Genomic DNA, 1136 nt, shown 5'->3' with positions numbered 1-1136 from the left:
CCGATGTTGCCGAGGGCGAACACGTTTGAGACCGGCAGTGGATGGGCCGCCTGCGGCGGAGTCGGCGCCTCGTGCACCGCGGCCGCGGTGTCCTGTGAGGCCACGGTGCCGCACGAACACGGCGCGCCACCGCATGACGGCGCCACCCCGGTCGATACGGGAACGATGTCGGGTGGCGCCGGCGGGGGTGCGGTGTTGGTCGATAATGTGTCGCTGCCGGAACTGGCGACGTGGGGAATCGGTGTTGCAGCCATCTCGGTCACTTTGTCTCCTTGGGTGATCAGCGCATGTGCGCCACGAACGTTGAGAATTCCCGCCAGGCAGCGGGGGTCCGAATCCTGAGGGCAGGCCAGCGCGCTGGCGATCACCGCCCGTCGCACCTCGGCGATGTCGATGCCCGCGCCACTACGGCGCTGCGCGGTGATGAGCAGCGCCGCCAGGGCGCTGACGATGGGGGTGGCGAAGCTCGAGCCGGTCAGGTCGGCCATCGCGGCACCGGGTAGGGCACCCGGAATCGCCTCGCCGGGAGCCAGGACGCCGTTGAGCGCGTACCGGCCGCCGAAGTTGCTCGACGGCAAGGCAACTCCGTTGCGCCCCAGGGCGCCGACGGCCAGCACGGTGGGCAGTGCCGCCGGCACGTGGAGGCAGTCGCACCCGTCATTGCCCGCCGCGGCGACGATCAGCACGCCGTTGCGCTCGCAGGTCTCCACGGTGCGGGCCAACAGCGGGTCCGGTTGTCCGAGTTCTACGAGCTCGCCTCCGCTGATGTTGATCACATTCGCGCCACCGAGCATGGCGCGTTCGATCGCTCGGGCCAGGTCGAGTTGGGACAGGTGTCCGCTGCTGTCCTCGAAGATCGGGACCACCAGGCCTCGGCACCCGGCGGCCAGGCCGAGCGCGCCGGAGGCCGGCTGTCCGAACACGATGCTGGCCACGTGGGTGCCGTGGCCGGACATGGCACCGGTGCCCGCCTCGTCGAGGATGAGGGAATCCGTTCGGGTGAGGCGGGCGTCGGCGAAGCAGGGGGGGCCGAGATCGACCGGGCCGTCGAGGATAGCCACGCATACGTCTGGATCTGGAATCACGGTGTCTCTCAACGACTTCAATTCATCGAGAATGAAGTCGGTGTCGGCCGC

1 protein-coding gene is annotated in these 1136 nt (G+C 69.4%); it reads right to left on the bottom strand.

Features of this window, described 5'->3' with window-relative positions; genetic code table 11:
- On the bottom strand, positions 1-1061 hold a 1061-nt coding region (locus BN4332_RS32775; RefSeq protein WP_160111016.1), incomplete at its 3' end, for a S8 family serine peptidase.
- Between the last annotated feature and the right edge of the window lie 75 nt (positions 1062-1136).

It is taken from the genome of Mycolicibacterium houstonense (assembly GCF_900078665.2).
In the GTDB taxonomy this organism is placed as follows: domain Bacteria; phylum Actinomycetota; class Actinomycetes; order Mycobacteriales; family Mycobacteriaceae; genus Mycobacterium; species Mycobacterium houstonense.
The sequence above is the reverse complement of the archived record's forward strand: the minus strand, read 5'-3'. Positions and strand labels throughout refer to the sequence as shown.